The sequence below is a fragment of the Vibrio sp. S457-15 genome, from assembly GCF_000960545.1.
Classification (GTDB): Bacteria; Pseudomonadota; Gammaproteobacteria; order Enterobacterales; family Vibrionaceae; genus Vibrio; species Vibrio parahaemolyticus.
Window position 1 is genome coordinate 1 of record NZ_JYOQ01000005.1, and the last position, 16,221, is coordinate 16,221.

Sequence of the window (16,221 nt, forward strand, 5' to 3'; positions counted from 1 at the left end):
TACCTGTACGCTTGAAGGGATAAATAACAAGATAAAGTTAATCAAGAGGATGGGATATGGCTATCGAGACACTGATTACTTCTTCTTAAAGATAAAAGCGGCTTTCCCCGGAAAGCCGCGATGAACCTTTCTTTTTACTTAAAAAATGAGTCGATGGCAGTTCGGTATTCAAATCCAGCGACGAACTTGGTTTTTATAATCCAAGTATTCATCACCAAACAACCTTTCCAATACATGTTCTTCTGGTTTGATTTGAAATCGATTCATATAACTGACAAACAACACACCGCAAAGCACCACACTTAAATGTTGCCACCATAAACCCACCGCAATGATGAGCAGTAACAACGCCATGTACATTGGGTTACGTGAGAAGGCAAACACGCCAGTTCTTACAACGGAAGATGCTGCATCAGGTTTTACTGGGTTCACGGTAGTCTTTACTTTGCGAAATTCATATACACCGGCAATCCCCATGTAGCCAGACAACAAAGTTAGTGCGCCGACTACAAACTCAACAAAGGGCACTCGAATGTTCATGCTCGGCGTCAAGACTTTAAGCCCGTACATCAAGAGTATGACCAGCATAAACACCGCAACAGGTGGGACTTTGAGTTCAAGTTTTCTCAAGGTTCAGATCCTTTGAAATGGAATGTTCATCATTGGGGAAAAAAGCCCAGTTAGACTGGGCTTGATGTCATTATACCAAAGTTAACAGTGCTTGAACGGGATGCTTAGGCTTTGTTCCTTCAAAGCGTTTTACTTGGCTTCGGCAAGAATAACCAGTAATCAAACATCTTTCGTTATCTAACTTATCTAGGTTTGGTTTCCAACTTAAATTGTATATGTCTTTCGACATCGACAGCTTATCAACCTCGTGGCCAAATGTACCCGCCATGCCACAACAACCAACCGGTACTGTGTTCAATACCGCGCCAAAGTGAGCAAAAATAGCGCCCCATTCTTTCTCTGCGTTCGGCATTTTGGTTTTTTCAGTGCAGTGCGCAAACAAGTACCACGGTTCCTGATTTTCCCGTTGCTCTGCTGCTTCAAACGCTTCCAACCTTGGGTACAGCCATTCGTGAGCCGTCAGCACATCGAAATCGCCTCGCTTGCTACCAAGTACTTCCGCGTACTCATCTCGATAGCACAGCACCAATGCCGGATCAACGCCGACCAACGGAATGTCTAAGTCCGCCACCATCGCCAAGAACTTCGCCGTATCAGCCGCGGTCTCTTTAAACTGGCGTAGGAAGCCTTTGATGTGTTGCGCTTTACCATTTGGCTTAAATGGCAAAAGCACTGGATGCATACCTAGCTTTTTAACCAACTTGACGAAGTCTTCAACAACGTCCGCATCGTAATAACTGGTAAATGGGTCTTGAACAATTAATACGTGCTTGCTCTTTTCAGTCGAAGACAAACCACTCAACACTTGCAGGTCATACGGCGTTATCAGCGACTCTACGCGCTGTTTCAACGTAGGAACAGACAACAACGGCGCATCCACATACCCTACTGTTGAAGCCGTTAAACTCTTAACCCACGACTGTTTCAATACGCCGTTCACGACTGCTGGTGCTTTTGCCATCATTGGCAGCATGGTTTCAATGTTGGCAACCAAATAATCTTTTGCCGGACGCTGATAGCGCGAGTGATAGATGTTTAAAAAGCGTGAGCGGAAGCTTGGGACATCCACTTTGATCGGGCATTGGCTCGCACACGCTTTACACGCTAAGCAGCCATTCATCGCTTCATAGACTTCATGAGAGAAATCGTATTCATGACGACGATTAATGGAATGACGCACACGATCAATCATGGTTTTGATCGATGTTTTGTTTTCTAACGTTTGCTTTTCTAGGTCAAGAATATCAATACCCTGCTCAGTAAGCTGACGCAACCATTCACGAACCAATCCAGCGCGCCCTTTTGGCGAATGACGACGATCAGCCGTCACTTTCATCGATGGACACATCGGCGAGCTGGTATCGTAGTTAAAGCACAAACCGTTACCGTTACATTCCATCGCTTGCTTAAAGCTGTCACGTACTTGTACGTCAATTTGGCGATCATAGTAACCACGTTTGGTGTCGGTTACTTTTACCAACTCTGCATCGCTATCAAGTGGCGTACAGATTTTACCTGGGTTCATTTTATTGTGTGGGTCGAATGCAGCTTTTACGCGTCTAAGCTCAGTAAACAACTCTTTGCCGAAGAACTCCGGACCATATTCCGAGCGGAAACCTTTACCGTGCTCACCCCACATCAGGCCGCCGTATTTCGCTACCAGCTTGACGACTTCATCAGAGACTTCATGCATCAATGCTTCTTGGTGCGGGTCACACAAATCCAACGCAGGACGCACGTGCAGCACCCCTGCATCAACGTGACCAAACATACCGTAATTCAGAGATTTGCTATCTAATAGTTCGCGGAACTCTACGATGAAATCGGCCAAGTTTTCTGGTGGTACACACGTATCTTCAGCGAATGCGACCGGTTTAGCGCGTCCTTTTGCAGCGCCTAACAAACCCACCGCTTTTTTACGCATGTTGTAGATACGTCCAATACTCGCTACATCGTTACAAACTTGGTAGCCGATAATGCCCGCTTCTTCTGTTTCCAACATGATATCGAGTTTGGCGGTTAACGCCGCGACCTGCGCAGCAACTTCTTCTTCGTCTTGCCCTGCGTATTCCACCATATTGATGCCAAGCATTTCTTTGTTTGGCACGTCGGTGATCAAATCGCTCACGGTGTGCCAGACAATGTCTTGCTTCGCGAGATTAAGTACTTTTGAGTCAACAGTTTCGACAGAAAGTGCTTTCGCTTCGACCATAAATGGCGCGTTGCGCAGTGCAGAGTCAAAGCTGTTGTATTTCACGTTAACTAAGGTACGCGCTTTCGGAATTGGCGTCAGGTTTAGCTTCGCTTCCGTAATAAAGGCCAATGAGCCTTCTGCTCCACACAGCACTCGCGTGATATCGAAACGGTCATCGTCTTCATTTAACGCGTTCTTTAAGTCATAGCCCGTTAGGAAGCGGTTGAGAGGAGGAAATTTATCCACGATCTGCTGGCGTTTTTCTCGACAAACTGATTCCGTCACTTGTAACGCCGTCGCGGCAAACTCGCCTTCTTTTGGATAACCATGAGACAAATCAGACTCTAAAATCGAGCCATCAGCAAACACCGCTTGCAACGACAGTACATGGTCAGACGTTTTCCCGTATTTAAGAGAGCCTTGACCAGAGGCGTCGGTATTCACCATCCCGCCAATCGTTGCGCGGTTGCTGGTCGACAAATCTGGAGAGAAAAAGTAGCCGTAAGGACGAACCGCATCGTTCAACTGATCTTTCACAACACCAGTTTGAACGCGAACCCACCCTTCATCTTCATTCACTTCCAATACTTTGTTCATGTAACGAGACAAATCCACCACAATGCCTTTGGTCAGCGACTGGCCATTTGTACCGGTACCGCCACCACGAGGGGAGAATGTGATTCTTTCGTACTTTTCTTGATTGCTCAGTTTTCCGATGAGAGAAACATCTTGAGTCGTTCGAGGATGGACGACTGCTTGAGGAAGTTGCTGGTAAACGCTGTTGTCAGTAGCGACAGCTAAACGACTTGAATATTGGCTTTCGATGTCGCCAGTGAATCCGGCTTGTTCAAGCTCTTTCAGAAAACGAAGAACAAGAGGATCGACATCAGTTTGCGAGTGTAATCTTGGTAACATTTGCTTCCTGCCCCTACGACGCTGATCCCATCAGCTGCGGGTTATCTAATTATTTGCTCATTTCTCATACAGCGCAGCTGTCAGCACAACAAGACGCCGCAAAAAAGTGAGAGGAGTAATATTCTTTGAATTTCGTCACTTTACAACATTTAAAAAGGCGATCAAATCAGAATCTCAATACAATAATTAAACTTATGCTTTATTTTTTGAGGCTTGATGCCTTACATTGGGATAGAAATCGCGTTTCTAGATGAGCTTTCAGAATGAAAAAAAATAAAGTTGTTACCACGGAAGATATCCTTCTAAAACTTTGCCAGTCTGTTTCTGGCGTTCTTACTTCGGCCACCTCTTCTCAAGTTAATTACTCCGCAATGGTTCAAAAGATCAACAAGACCAGCCTCAAACCAGATTTTGGCTGTTTTGTCCTATTTGATGGCGGATTTACCGGACTTGTAGTGATTAACTTTACTGCAAAAGCCGCTTTAGAGATTTACACCAACTACATGCGTAACATGGGCATGCCAGAAGAAGAACTGGCTATCTCCCATACTTCTGATGAAGTTGCAGACGTATTGGGTGAACTCATGAATCAATTGGTCGGTGACTTTACCAATAAAATCCGTAAAGAACTGCAAACCAACATCACGCAAAACCAACCGAAGATGCTGGCGCTGAACAAGCAGGTAATTTTGCAAGTTGATACCAATTTGGATCGCCCTCAAGCACGTCGTGTGACGTTCTCGACCGCGAACAACAACATTTTCTATTTAGAGCTAGCGATGGACAAAACAGAGTTCATCCAGCTTGAAGAATTCGAAATTGCAGAAGATGAAAACCCAGATGACATCTTAGAAGCCGCGCGTAAAAACATGGCAGAAAAAGAGTCGGAATCTTCGAACTCTAAAGATGACGCTGACGACTTACTGAGCCAACTGGGTTTGTAACCGTCAGCGACGCCATCCCAAGAGAAGTCATCTCGATAAGGTAATATCGTTTCGCCTAATTAAGACGACCTAAAAACGCCTAGCCTCGCTCCTCGCGGGGCTTATTTTTTCTCGGAAGAACCCACTTCCACCTCGCCTTGTATTTCGTTTTTATGTCAAAAAAGGTAATATGTCTGACTTCGTAAATTTTCTGCTTTCGTTACTGGTTGTCGATGGATAAACAAAAAGCTCTGAAAAAAATCGCCAAGTGTTTGGAACTGGGTAACTCCGCCAACGTGAATGAGGCGGCTAACGCCATCAAGATGGCGCATCGCCTTATGCTCAAATATGGTTTGGACAAAGACGATATTGAGTTTATCAAAATGGGAAAAACTCAATCTTCTCATTTGTTGCCGTCCAACATCAGTTCTACCCTATTGCGCGTGATTCGTGGCATTAACACTAAGTTTGGTGTTGAAGCCGTCTTGTTGAATCACAAAGGGCTTAAACGCGTTGAGTTTATTGGTGAAGCCGATCGCGCTATCTTTGCTGCCTTTGCTTTCGACATCATCTATCGAGAATTGAATGAAAGCACCGGCCAGTTCCGTAATAGCTTTGCAGGTTCTGGTACGTCTTCAATGGAAGTGACTCGTCGCGTTAACTCTTTTGTTTCTGGCTGGGTAGAAGGCGCACTTGAAAAGCTACCTGTGATCTCACCAGATGAAGAGTCTGCAAACAAAATCAATGATTACATTGATAAAGAGTTTCAGAACATCGACCGTGAAACGTTCAAAAAACAATTAAGAGAAGCCATGAAGAATCTGACTGAAGACTACGAAGTCGGATTAAAGAAAGGCAGAAAAGTCTCTGTAAACCGTGGTGTCGGTGGAGAACAAGCCAGAAAAATGTTGGGCAACACCTCTAAATAAGCGCAACATACTCAACTAGATACGTAAAAGTGGGTTGATATTGAGCGTTATAAGAAAATTCTTACACAGCTTTCTATCAATCTTACTTTCGCATAACAAATATCAATATCTACTGATTCATAATTCGCATCCCATTATGAGGCACTCTTTCGCCTCAGTTTTATACGGAGATTTTCCCTTGAAAAAGATGTCTATTGCACTGGCACTAGTGCTAGCTCTTACAGGCTGTCAAGCTACTCAACGCCAAAATGCAACAACGGGTGAATACGAAACGAACTCTACCACGCAAGGCGCGCTAATTGGTGCTATTGCTGGTGCAGCGATCGGTTTGGCAACTGGTGATAACGCAAAAGAACGTCGTAAACATGCTCTTATTGGTGCGGCGGCAGGCGGTGCTACTGGAGCAGGCGTCGGTTATTACTTTGACCAACAAGAAGCAGAACTGCGTCGTGCGTTGCTAAACTCTGGCGTACAAGTACAGCGTGTAGGTGAAAACCAACTTCTACTTCGCATGGAAAATGGCATTGGCTTCTCTTCAAGCTCATACCAACTGGATGCAAGCATCCACAATACTCTACGTGGTGTTGCTCGTATTCTGGTTGAATACCCAGATACAAGCCTAGTCATTGATGGCTACACAGACAGCACTGGTAGCGAATCATACAACCAAACGCTTTCTGAGCGTCGCGCGGAATCTGTTCGTCAGTTCCTAGTGGCTCAAAAAGTGGCTCCAGGCCGTGCAATTGCACGTGGCTACGGTGAGCGCAATCCAATTTGCTCAAACCAAACTTCTGAAGGTCGTGCTTGCAACCGCCGTGTTGAAATCCAGATCTTGCCACTGAAGTAATTTGGTAGCACCATAACGGTAATAACAAAAATTACCGGAGCAGGCCTAGCAACATACGCTAGGCCTGACACATTCAATGTCATTCAAAACCATCGCCCTATCCTTTACGTTAAGCAGCTGTCTTTCTGTATCTGCATTTGCTTCTCAAGCACCAACATCCCCAGCAGAACAATTTGAACTGGCGCAGCAACTGGCTCTTTCTCCAAAATCAGATTCGCCATCGGATGTTCGCTATTGGCTAGAGCAATCCGCAAGCCAAGGCTATTTACCTGCGCAGAAACAGCTGGCCGAAGACTATTCCCGAGGATTGACCGGTGCGGTCAATTACCCACAGGCAACGTATTGGTTTACTTCTGTAGCGTTGAATGACCCTCGCGACCGCGGTTTTTTGTTAGCGGACTTTGTTCAGCATCACCAAAAAGACATCACCACCAGCGATCTCGTTGAGGCGTGGTACCAATTAGCCTCGGACACCAACCCTCAAGCGGAAGAAGCTTACAATCATTATCTCGAAGAGCGCTTCAATCAACTTCGTGCAAAGCAAGTCTCCGAAATTGTGGAATTAGATAAAGAAGCGACAAAAGAAGAGCAGCCTGTCGCTCCACAATCAACCGTAACGTCTGATAATGGCACGATTATGTGGTTGGCTATTGGTGGATTGGTGATCGCTCTAGCAGGCTTCGGTGGATGGGTAACTCTAAGGAAACAACAACGAGCCTTGGCCGCACTGTCTTCCCAAGAGGCAAACCAAACTCAGCAACTTGATGCGAAAGTAAAAGAGTTAGAGTTCACGAATAAACAATTGAAGCGTCAGCTGGAGAAAGTATTCAAAGAGTTTAAAAAGACTCGTAGCCAATCCGACAATCATAAAGTTGCGGTTGCCTGCGCGATGTTTGGTTACACACCACAAACCATTCCTGATAACCAAGCAGTGAAACTCCGCTATCGACAACTTTCAAAACTCTATCATCCAGATACTCGTGGAAGTGAAGAAGAAATGAAACGTTTGAACCAGGCGTTTAAAATCATCTCACAAAATGTTACAAAACAGTAAACCATAACTAGAAGGCGCTTGATGGCTAGCTTTAAGTCTAAGTAAAACAAGGTTCGCAATCGATCTCGCTCTCAAACAAATTAACAGACATTTAACGTCAATCTCTTTTTCATGCAATAATGCCCGGCGAAAAATAACACCTAACGACTCATATTTATCTAGGTGGGGAGAAAATCAATGTTCACTGAAGAAGGCACCTGCGATTGGTGTAAAAAACCTAGTTTTGTTACTCGTCACGATTATGTAGATGGCAAATATCATCACTCTTGCCAAGCCTGCTACGACATGGCGAAGATCGATGTTCGTCTATTTAACCAAGGCGAAATGCAAATGCGTGAGCGCATGGCACAACGAGCGAGCTAATCCGGTTAGAATCAATGGAACTGATTTTCAAAAGCGCCTTTTAGGGCGCTTTTTTGATCGCTTATGATTCACATCTCTTCCCCATAATCACGACGTAAACACGCTCATCGTGTGACTCATACCTGTATCGACCATCAAAAACCACTGTATAACATCAACAAAAGCACTGTATATACAGTAGTAAACACCTGTATATACCACTCGGATAATGTTGCTAACTTCACACTTTTCAATCCATACCCAACATATCAAGAACAAAGACAATTCATTACAAATCAATACTTTAAGCAAATCGCTCAACTATCAGTGAGCGTTATCTCACGTACTCATCAGTAAAAATGGGTTGATCAGATACCCAAAACAAACTACTGTATACACATACAGCATGTATAAAGGAACAGTAAGATGCAGTTACAAAGTCAATCTCGTACATACTCACGTTACAACGTACTGGCACAAACCACTCAACCAATGGATGTGTCTGATCAGCTTCTTTCTAAGTTGGCAGTATTGTCACAGCAAAAACAATGGATTCTGTTTACCGCTGAGTGTCCTCGTCCTGATTTTGAGCAACTCACTGCTTCCAATATTTGCTGCAAAAACGTTATTCAGATGAAGCCGTCTCAACAGCTTTCTGAAGTCGAAATCGTTATCAAAGCCATTCAGTCTGGCAATGCCAGCGCGGTTGTCGCATCAAACAAAATTGCTCTTATGAACCAATCCATGTTGCGTGACATCGCTCAGCGTTATCAGTGTGAAGTCTTTTTCGTCGATGGCAGAGTAAACCAGTATCACTAACAAGATCGACGTTATCCATCCTGCATCTCGCCTCCTTTTAAGGGGGCATTTTTTGTATTAAAGAAAAGAGGCAAACGTTTGCTTTTTCTCTGGCGAGTTAAAATAGTTCTGGTATGATGCCCTCATTCGATTTATTCAGCTGATATTTTCCGCTGAATATCTTCTCCTTAAGACGTTTGATTAAGATGATAGGAATGTCGCAATGAGCCTTGCTAATCAAGTACTTGCCGTCAATGACGACCTGCCAATTCGCACCCACAAACCCGTACACAGCGGAAAAGTTCGTTCAGTTTACTGGTTAACTGAAGAAGACAGTGCCCGACTGATCAAAGAAAAAGGATACGATGTCGCACCAGATGCGCCCCTGGCCATCATGGTGATCAGCGATCGTATTTCTGCTTTCGATTGTATTTGGCATGGTGAAGGTGGGCTTAAAGGTGTACCGGGTAAAGGTGCCGCATTGAATGCCATTTCGAATCATTGGTTTAAGCTTTTTAAAGACAACGGCTTAGCTGACAGCCACATCTTAGATATTCCTCACCCATTTGTTTGGATCGTTCAAAAAGCAAAACCGGTAAAAATTGAGGCAATCTGCCGTAAATACATCACTGGTTCCATGTGGCGTGCATACGCAAATGGTGAGCGCGAGTTTTGTGGTATCCAACTTCCTGAAGGGTTAGAAAAAGATAAGGCTCTACCGGATTTGCTAATGACGCCGTCAACCAAAGGCATCCTAAAAGGCATTCCTGGTGTACCAGAAGCAGACGATGTGAACATCACTCGCCAAAATATCGTGGACAACTATGAAGCGTTTAACTTCTCAAGCGCAGAAGATATCGCTCAGTACGAAAAATTGTTGAAAGAAGGCTTTAACGTTATCAGCCAAGCGTTAGAAGAAATCGACCAAATCTTTGTCGATACCAAATTCGAATTTGGTTATGTTCATGACGCCGCAGGTAATGAAAAGCTGATCTACATGGATGAAGTTGGCACGCCAGATTCTTCTCGTATTTGGGATGCAAAGGAGTACCAAGCAGGTAACATCGTTGAAAACTCGAAAGAAGGTTTCCGTCAGTTTCTACTTAACCACTTTCCTGACCCAGATATCTTATTGAACAAAGAACGTATGCCAGAGCGCGAAGCTCTTGCACGCGATAACGATCTTCCTGTTGAATCTTTGATGGATATTTCAAGAACCTACATTGGTATCGCCGAGAAAATTACAGGTAAACCAATTACGTTAAGCGAAAATCCAAAAGCTGAAATCATCGAAATTCTCAGCAAAGAGTACGGTTTGATCGACTAGCTATCTGAAAGCTGATTGAAAATTGCCAACAAAAAAGTCCGCCTTGATGAGCGGACTTTTACTTTTTTCGCCAGTTTAGATTAGATAATGTCTAACGTTGTGCCATTTGTCGTAGACGCCGACTTCGTCGTCACCTGATACTTTTTATCTTTGATGGTCGACACCAAGTACCACGTCGATTGAGCGGCATCAGCAGTAAAGGTCACTCGCATAAAGCCACGTTGTTTGATGTCAGCCCATTGCAGCTCGGAGACTAAATGCGGCAAGGTGTATTCCATTTGAGCAATCGCCACCGGGTCCAACGCCAAATACTCTTCTAACCCCGGAGAGCTCACCGAGCTCGTCGCAAACTCGACCCCTATCGGATTGTTTGACACATCTTTTAACTCACTTGCCCACGCGTTGTGAGTATCGCCCGCTAAACACACAAAATTGCCACTACTTGCTTTGGCCAGTTGGTAGACTTTTTCACGCTCGACATAGTAACCATCCCAAGCATCGAGGTTGTAAGGCAGAGAAATGGGATCTGCACTTGGATCGGCAAGATAACCTGTGATCGCTGTATTGACCGCCAACAAAGCTTCTGTTTTCTTCTCTTCTGTTGACGTAAACAGTTGGAACATCGCCGTCATCACTGAACTTGGTAGCTCCATTCGCGACATCAAAACTTGCTGGCCTAAAACGTTCCATTTTGCATCGTGCGTGTTGAACTCTTTCATCAACCAAGCAAGTTGTTCAGTGCCTAGCAGTTCTCTGTCTGCACTGCGTGATTGAGCAACTAACCCACCGATAGCTTCCATTGTTGGTGCACTGAGTGAGAAGTAATCCAACGGTTTATCACGACCGACAAGGCGCGTATCGAGCATCATGAGATTCACTAAGTTGCCAAATGAAAACTGACGATAAATCAACATGTTTGAGAATGTATTCTCACGAACTGGCAACCACTCAGTCCATGCAGCCGCAGCGGCGGCTCGACGGTCGATAAAGCTACCTTCATCGTCCTGATGGTTCTCTGCGCCATTTTTCCATGTGTCATTAGCTAACTCGTGATCATCCCAAACTGCAATCATGGGCAGTTTGGCATGTAATGCTTGCAGATCGGCATCTTGACGATATTGGGCGTATCTTTTTCGGTAATCGTCCAGCGTGATACATTCTGCACCTTTGCTCGGTTCGCGCCCTAATGCAGCGGCATCTTCACTGGCATAACCTCCAGTCCCATATTCATAAATGTAGTCACCAAGATGTAACACAACGTCAAATGGCGATTGTTCATGTTGATTTAAGATCTCGTGATAAACGTGGAAATAACCCGCTGGATAGTTGGCGCAAGACACCACAGCCATCGATGCTTTTTCTACACCATCTTCAGGCAGAGTTTGAGTTTGCCCTACCTCACTCATCATCTCGCCGACCATAAATCGGTAGTAGTACTGAGAATTGGCGTTGAGGTTTTGTACGTCCACTTTTACCGTGAAATCACGTCCTGTATCGGTAGTGAATACGCCACTTTGCACGACATTGGAAAACTCCACGTCGGATGCGACTTGCCAGGTCACATCCACGTAACTCGCGGCTGTAGTCACCCGAGTCCAAATAATCACTTGTGTTTGAGTCGGATCGCCACTGGCGACACCATGTTCAAAACTAACGGCAACGGATTCATTATCGTCGCTGCCACAACCGATTAAACCGGTAGCAACGGCGGTTGAAGAGACAACTTTCATAAAGTCTCGACGAGACAAAGACATACTGACTTCCTTTCTTATTGTGTTTTTGTTTTTGCCCAAATAACGCAACGAATAAAAATCTCCCTATCCGCAGACAAAAGAGTATTGATTCGAGCTCACAGCGCCGATGATTTGGGTCGGTAATTTGTCCTAAAAACACTAAGTTAGAAGCTAGTTATGACAATTGCATTTCCAAAAGTTACATTTTTGTTAAATTAAGTGTAAATACTCTATATTCATCACACTTCCAACAAAAGTGGCATTGGACTAAGCCAATCAATAATATGAGCTAGACAGAGCAGGTGGAATGCATAGCACTTGAGATACGAAAAAAGCGACCCAGAGAGGTCGCTTTTGTGGTGATTCTATTTAAGCGTATAAGTGAGATTAGAAGGCCACGCTTAAAAGCTTAAAACTTGATATTCAGAACATCTTGCTCCGATGCATCGACCTTCAACTTACTGCGAGATTCAATATATTCAATCTGCTTTGAGTCGAGTGAATATGGCATGACAACACGTAATTCATTTATCCCTTCATGCTTTGCGAGCTGAGTTAAACGAACTAAGTTCGATTCGTCACTTTGACGTGAAGACATCGATTTTAATGCCGCATCCCAGAGTCGATCTTCCGGTCGGCTCAACTCTGCAATGTTCTGCTTCCACATCAAACCAAAAATGGGCGCAATGGTGGCGAACGCCTCTAAGAAGGTCCATTTCTTACTTCCTGTAGCTCCTAAAAAGTTGGTGTAGTCGAACTCAATGCATGTCTTTCCTTGTTGATCCATTCTCTGCCCCCGACACTCGAAAATGAGATATACCAAATATCGTTCAACTATTTTGATATAGCAATGGGATATAAAAGAATAGTCTTTTATGCCCTTAATTACATTCAAAAGGAAATATTAAAACCAGCTTTGTAACAAGTGATGCACAGCTTCGCCATATATAAGCATTCAATTGATTAATATTTCAAACAGCAAACTAAAAACAGGGCTTAAGCGACGACGTCAATACCAAAAGCTTATAGATTCATCAGCTTAATACCAAGCCCAACACGGGTTTGAGAATGGTCATAGTCGATCAGCGTTTCACCGTAGCCATGGTAACCTTGAAGATATACACCAAGAATGTCATTGAAATAGAATGTGTAACCTAGTTCAACCCCACCTTTATCATCAGCAAAGTTGTAAAAACCGCGTGTATTGACCACGCCCGCATGAGTATAAACTTTCGCCCACAACTCGTACGGTGCGTAGTAATTTTCCATGTCGTCATTTTCTGTGGTAATCACCCACCATGCATGTACGCCATACTCGACTGGGCCAGAAAAACGCTCGGCAGCGACATATAGACGGTCCCAACTGCGTGACAGTTTGCTAGATTGACCGTTCGACTCATGTTTGTAACCGGCTTCAACATGATTGAACAACAACATGTTCGATTGATGCGCTAAGAACACTTGCGGCTTGTAGTTTGTTTCTCTAAATGGCGATGAGATATCAGAGTTTGCCAGTTGCCATAGGGACTTTTGAGTATAAGCCCCCATCAAAGCAGTGCCTGAGCTGAAGCGATAAAATGGAATTGATGCTGAGATCTGAAACTTCACTTCAAAATCTTGCAGTGAATCCATCTCTGAGCCCATTTCGCTATAGGCGCTTTGGTTGATGTCTGTGGTGTATGTACCTAGAACGTAGTTGTCTTCGTAGGTTGAGATATGGGTCATGTCTTTTCCGTAAGCAAGTACGGGACACAACAAGAGAGGAATTACTTTATACTTCATCGTTATCCTTTTGCCGCCAAATCATAAAGCGGCAATATCATTCCTTATCATCGATAACTTCGACAATAAACAGCAAGGGAAAAGCGGTTAAAGCAATTTTCATTCCGGATTTTATAATTAGCTGAAGATTTTACAATAAGCCGTAGATACACAGCTCAATATCTACCAACTCGTTGATAAAATTCGTTTATTTGACATCCACCACACGGCTGGCTTTTTTGTACTGAACTTTCCACCCAGCCCATCTTGGAAGTTCCCAGCGTTTAGGGTCACCTTTGCGATTTCCTTCTGTGTAGATGACATGAACCAACTTGCGAGACACAAAATATTCCACTTCAAGCTTGAGCTCAGCTAACACGAGCTTCAGAGGGTACTGCTCTGCGAAGTCGTTGTATTCCCACTCGGGAATGCCTTCAAATGGAAGGTCATCGGCCTCGAACAATTCGATGTCTTCAACACTTTCAACGCCGAGCGTTGCCAATTGTTCAGTCAACCAAGTAGAAAAACAAAGTTCATCAAGGACTTTCTTATCCACCAGTTCAGTACTCAGACCTAGGGAGTTGTAGATTTTCCAGTGCTGAATTTGTTGTTTTCGCAATGGAGCAAAGCCTGGCAACAACATTTCTTGTTCGATCATGTCGGCAATAGATTGAATCGCCACTTCACCTTGTAACGCTTGATGCTCGGTGAATATTATCCGGCCAGCGTACACTAAGTGCATAGTTGCTAGCGGAGTCTCATCTTCGTATTGAGTATCACCTTGCTGCCACTCTCCCAGTTCGAGCGTTTTAATGAGTTCGAGCGAAATCGGCATCATGACAGATGCAAGGTTGAGCGTTTGTTTAACTCCCCTACCCGGTACGCTGTGGCTATCTAGCACCAAAGCCGCTTCACTTTTATCCGGAAAACGACTGTTTCGACCAACGACCATTTCCATCGAACCATTGCCAAGTGCATCTCGGCGACGCTCTCTGCGCACAAACACCAATTCAGGATGCAAAGCCGCTATCGCTTGAGTCAGTTGATCTCGTCGATAACGCGAAGCCACTTCCAATTGAGGCAATTCAAATACGTCCCGCATCTGCTTTGCTAAGCCTTGCGCTTCTTCCAGCACACTGGTATCAACAATCACAGCAGGAAGCTGTTCTCCACGCACCAACCGAATCATTAGCGACGCGTCACACCCCAAAGGTTCTTCTCGCTCTAGTGCCTCTGCTGCCTCTCCCCTTTGCAGTTGATACAGCTGTGCAGGCACGGAGAGCGCTGCCGCTAAATCGATCATGGCTTCTTTTTCGGCTTTGGTCGGAATACGAGTCACCAGATCGGCGAATAACGCGTCAATTGGCAGTGGATAAACTTTTTTGCCGTGCTCTGTTACGTCACCGTTGTCGTCTAATGCACCCATCGCTTGCAAATACAGAAGTGCCGCGTTCAATGACTTTTCTGGAACTGCATCAAGGAAATGCAACTCAGATAAACGATAGCCACAACACGCCGCCGCAAGCATGGGCTCCACCAGCTCTTCACGATGCAACTCCGGTGGCGTGACCAACTCTAATGGAGCATGTTCGCCAAATAAACGGATACAGGAGCCTTCTGCTACGCGCCCTGCACGCCCCATTCGCTGTGCTGCACTGGCTTTTGAAATGTTGGTTAATGTGAGAGCAGTACGTCCGTTGCGCTGAACCGTTCTTCGCTCCAAACCGCTATCAATCACAACGCGGATGTTAGGAATGGTAAGCGACGTTTCCGCGACATTGGTTGCCAGCACCACTTTGCGCTGCGCTTGAACAGTTAAAGCTCGATGTCGCTCTTCATCACTGACTGAGGCATGAAGCTTCACCACAAGCACATCATCCAAGTGCTGTAACATCTGCGCGCACTGAGCGATCTCTTTTCGACCTGGTAAGAACACCAAGATATCGCCTTCCTCATCTTCAAGGGCTTCTTTTACTGTTTTCACCACGTCATTTTCACACCCTTTTTTATTGGGCAGATGACGACTGTCTATTACTCGATGAGTCACCGAGACAGGAAAACAGCGCCCTTCTGAGCGAAGACGATGAGCATTAAGATAATGTGCGAGTTTTTCGCCCTCTAATGTGGCAGATGTCACTATCAATCGATGCTGATTTTCTTGCTTCAAAATTGCGGTTAGTAGATCAATGTCCCAGCGACGCTCGTGAAATTCGTCCACTATCACGATGTCGAAGCTTGCAAGTTTGTCTTCCGCAAACCAACGCAACGCTACACCCGGCGTCACAAACACGACTTCCGTGTTCTCATCGAAATACGCATGCAGCTTGATCGCGTAACCAATTTTGTTACCTATCGGCTCACCAGATTGCTCCGCAAGAAACTCAGCTAATGAGGTACAAGCAATTCGACGTGGCTCGATGACCAAAACACGTCCGTGCTTTGCCGCCCAAAGAGGAAGGCGTGTTGACTTACCCGAACCCGTTTCTGCTTCCACAACTAGGTGGTGGTGCTTCACGTGTTGGTCAAATTCAGCTTGTAAGCTATCGATAGGCAGTTGAAACATAAAGAATGGATTTTGTTGTGATAATGCTGAGCATTATACCCAAGTGAAAAAATCCTGCTTTAGGTATCTCTTACAACAAATATTGACGATATTTTCGTCGGTAAACGAGTTTTTTTGCGACATTACATTGATGTGCGTCAACGCATGTTTACAACTAAATGGTGAACCCGTTAAAATTTCGTGCGCATCCTTCAACCCTACATTA

Annotated in this window: 14 protein-coding genes; 8 read left to right on the top strand and 6 right to left on the bottom strand. The window is 44.8% G+C overall.

Going from position 1 to position 16,221, the window contains the following annotated elements; translation table 11 throughout:
* Positions 1 to 124: transposase (locus UF05_RS23765; protein ID WP_137406502.1), on the top strand; the 124-nt coding region annotated here is incomplete at its 5' end.
* Positions 125 to 168: 44 nt separating this feature from the next.
* On the opposite strand, the gene UF05_RS00300 is transcribed toward UF05_RS23765, so the two are convergent.
* A complete protein-coding gene (locus UF05_RS00300; RefSeq protein ID WP_005495530.1) occupies positions 169 to 630 on the bottom strand; it encodes a methyltransferase family protein in 462 nt (153 codons plus the stop codon).
* Between the two features lie 70 nt (positions 631 to 700).
* Entirely contained in the window at positions 701 to 3,739 is a 3,039-nt protein-coding gene (gene ydiJ, locus UF05_RS00305) for a D-2-hydroxyglutarate dehydrogenase YdiJ (protein ID WP_045546101.1), read from the bottom strand.
* Positions 3,740 to 4,002: 263 nt separating this feature from the next.
* Here ydiJ and UF05_RS00310 point away from each other — a divergent pair, with 263 nt between their 5' ends.
* From UF05_RS00310 to UF05_RS00340, 7 genes are all read left to right on the top strand, one after another.
* Positions 4,003 to 4,683: a DUF3334 family protein gene (locus tag UF05_RS00310; RefSeq protein WP_005462648.1), complete on the top strand. Its 681-nt coding sequence runs from the start codon at positions 4,003 to 4,005 to the stop codon at positions 4,681 to 4,683.
* A gap of 212 nt (positions 4,684 to 4,895) precedes the next feature.
* On the top strand, positions 4,896 to 5,591 hold the full coding sequence (locus tag UF05_RS00315; RefSeq protein ID WP_005462644.1) for a DUF2786 domain-containing protein: 696 nt from the start codon (positions 4,896 to 4,898) through the stop codon (positions 5,589 to 5,591).
* A gap of 187 nt (positions 5,592 to 5,778) precedes the next feature.
* Positions 5,779 to 6,438: an OmpA family protein gene (locus tag UF05_RS00320; protein ID WP_374011541.1), complete on the top strand. Its 660-nt coding sequence runs from the start codon at positions 5,779 to 5,781 to the stop codon at positions 6,436 to 6,438.
* Between the two features lie 76 nt (positions 6,439 to 6,514).
* A complete protein-coding gene (locus tag UF05_RS00325; protein WP_045546103.1) occupies positions 6,515 to 7,492 on the top strand; it encodes a J domain-containing protein in 978 nt (325 codons plus the stop codon).
* A 177-nt stretch (positions 7,493 to 7,669) separates the two neighbouring features.
* Positions 7,670 to 7,855 (top strand): hypothetical protein, encoded by a 186-nt coding sequence (locus UF05_RS00330; protein WP_005462602.1) that lies wholly within the window; start codon positions 7,670 to 7,672, stop codon positions 7,853 to 7,855.
* 405 nt (positions 7,856 to 8,260) lie between these two features.
* The gene (locus UF05_RS00335) at positions 8,261 to 8,653 is read left to right on the top strand and encodes a SulA-like leucine-rich domain-containing protein (RefSeq protein WP_017448643.1); all 393 of its coding nucleotides are present in this window, start codon (positions 8,261 to 8,263) and stop codon (positions 8,651 to 8,653) included.
* A gap of 202 nt (positions 8,654 to 8,855) precedes the next feature.
* Positions 8,856 to 9,959 carry a phosphoribosylaminoimidazolesuccinocarboxamide synthase gene (locus UF05_RS00340; RefSeq protein ID WP_025442014.1) on the top strand — a complete coding sequence of 368 codons (1,104 nt, stop codon included), beginning with the start codon at positions 8,856 to 8,858 and terminating at the stop codon, positions 9,957 to 9,959.
* A gap of 80 nt (positions 9,960 to 10,039) precedes the next feature.
* On the opposite strand, the gene UF05_RS00345 is transcribed toward UF05_RS00340, so the two are convergent.
* The 4 genes from UF05_RS00345 to UF05_RS00360 form a co-directional block, all read right to left on the bottom strand.
* A complete protein-coding gene (locus UF05_RS00345) occupies positions 10,040 to 11,713 on the bottom strand; it encodes an alkaline phosphatase D family protein (RefSeq protein ID WP_045546104.1) in 1,674 nt (557 codons plus the stop codon).
* A gap of 388 nt (positions 11,714 to 12,101) precedes the next feature.
* Entirely contained in the window at positions 12,102 to 12,479 is a 378-nt protein-coding gene (locus UF05_RS00350) for a hypothetical protein (protein ID WP_045546105.1), read from the bottom strand.
* 236 nt (positions 12,480 to 12,715) lie between these two features.
* On the bottom strand, positions 12,716 to 13,474 hold the full coding sequence (locus UF05_RS00355) for a phospholipase A (RefSeq protein WP_045546106.1): 759 nt from the start codon (positions 13,472 to 13,474) through the stop codon (positions 12,716 to 12,718).
* 187 nt (positions 13,475 to 13,661) lie between these two features.
* Positions 13,662 to 16,016, bottom strand: a complete 2,355-nt coding sequence (locus UF05_RS00360) for a helicase-related protein (RefSeq protein ID WP_045546107.1) — start codon at positions 16,014 to 16,016, stop codon at positions 13,662 to 13,664.
* Positions 16,017 to 16,221: the final 205 nt, after the last annotated feature.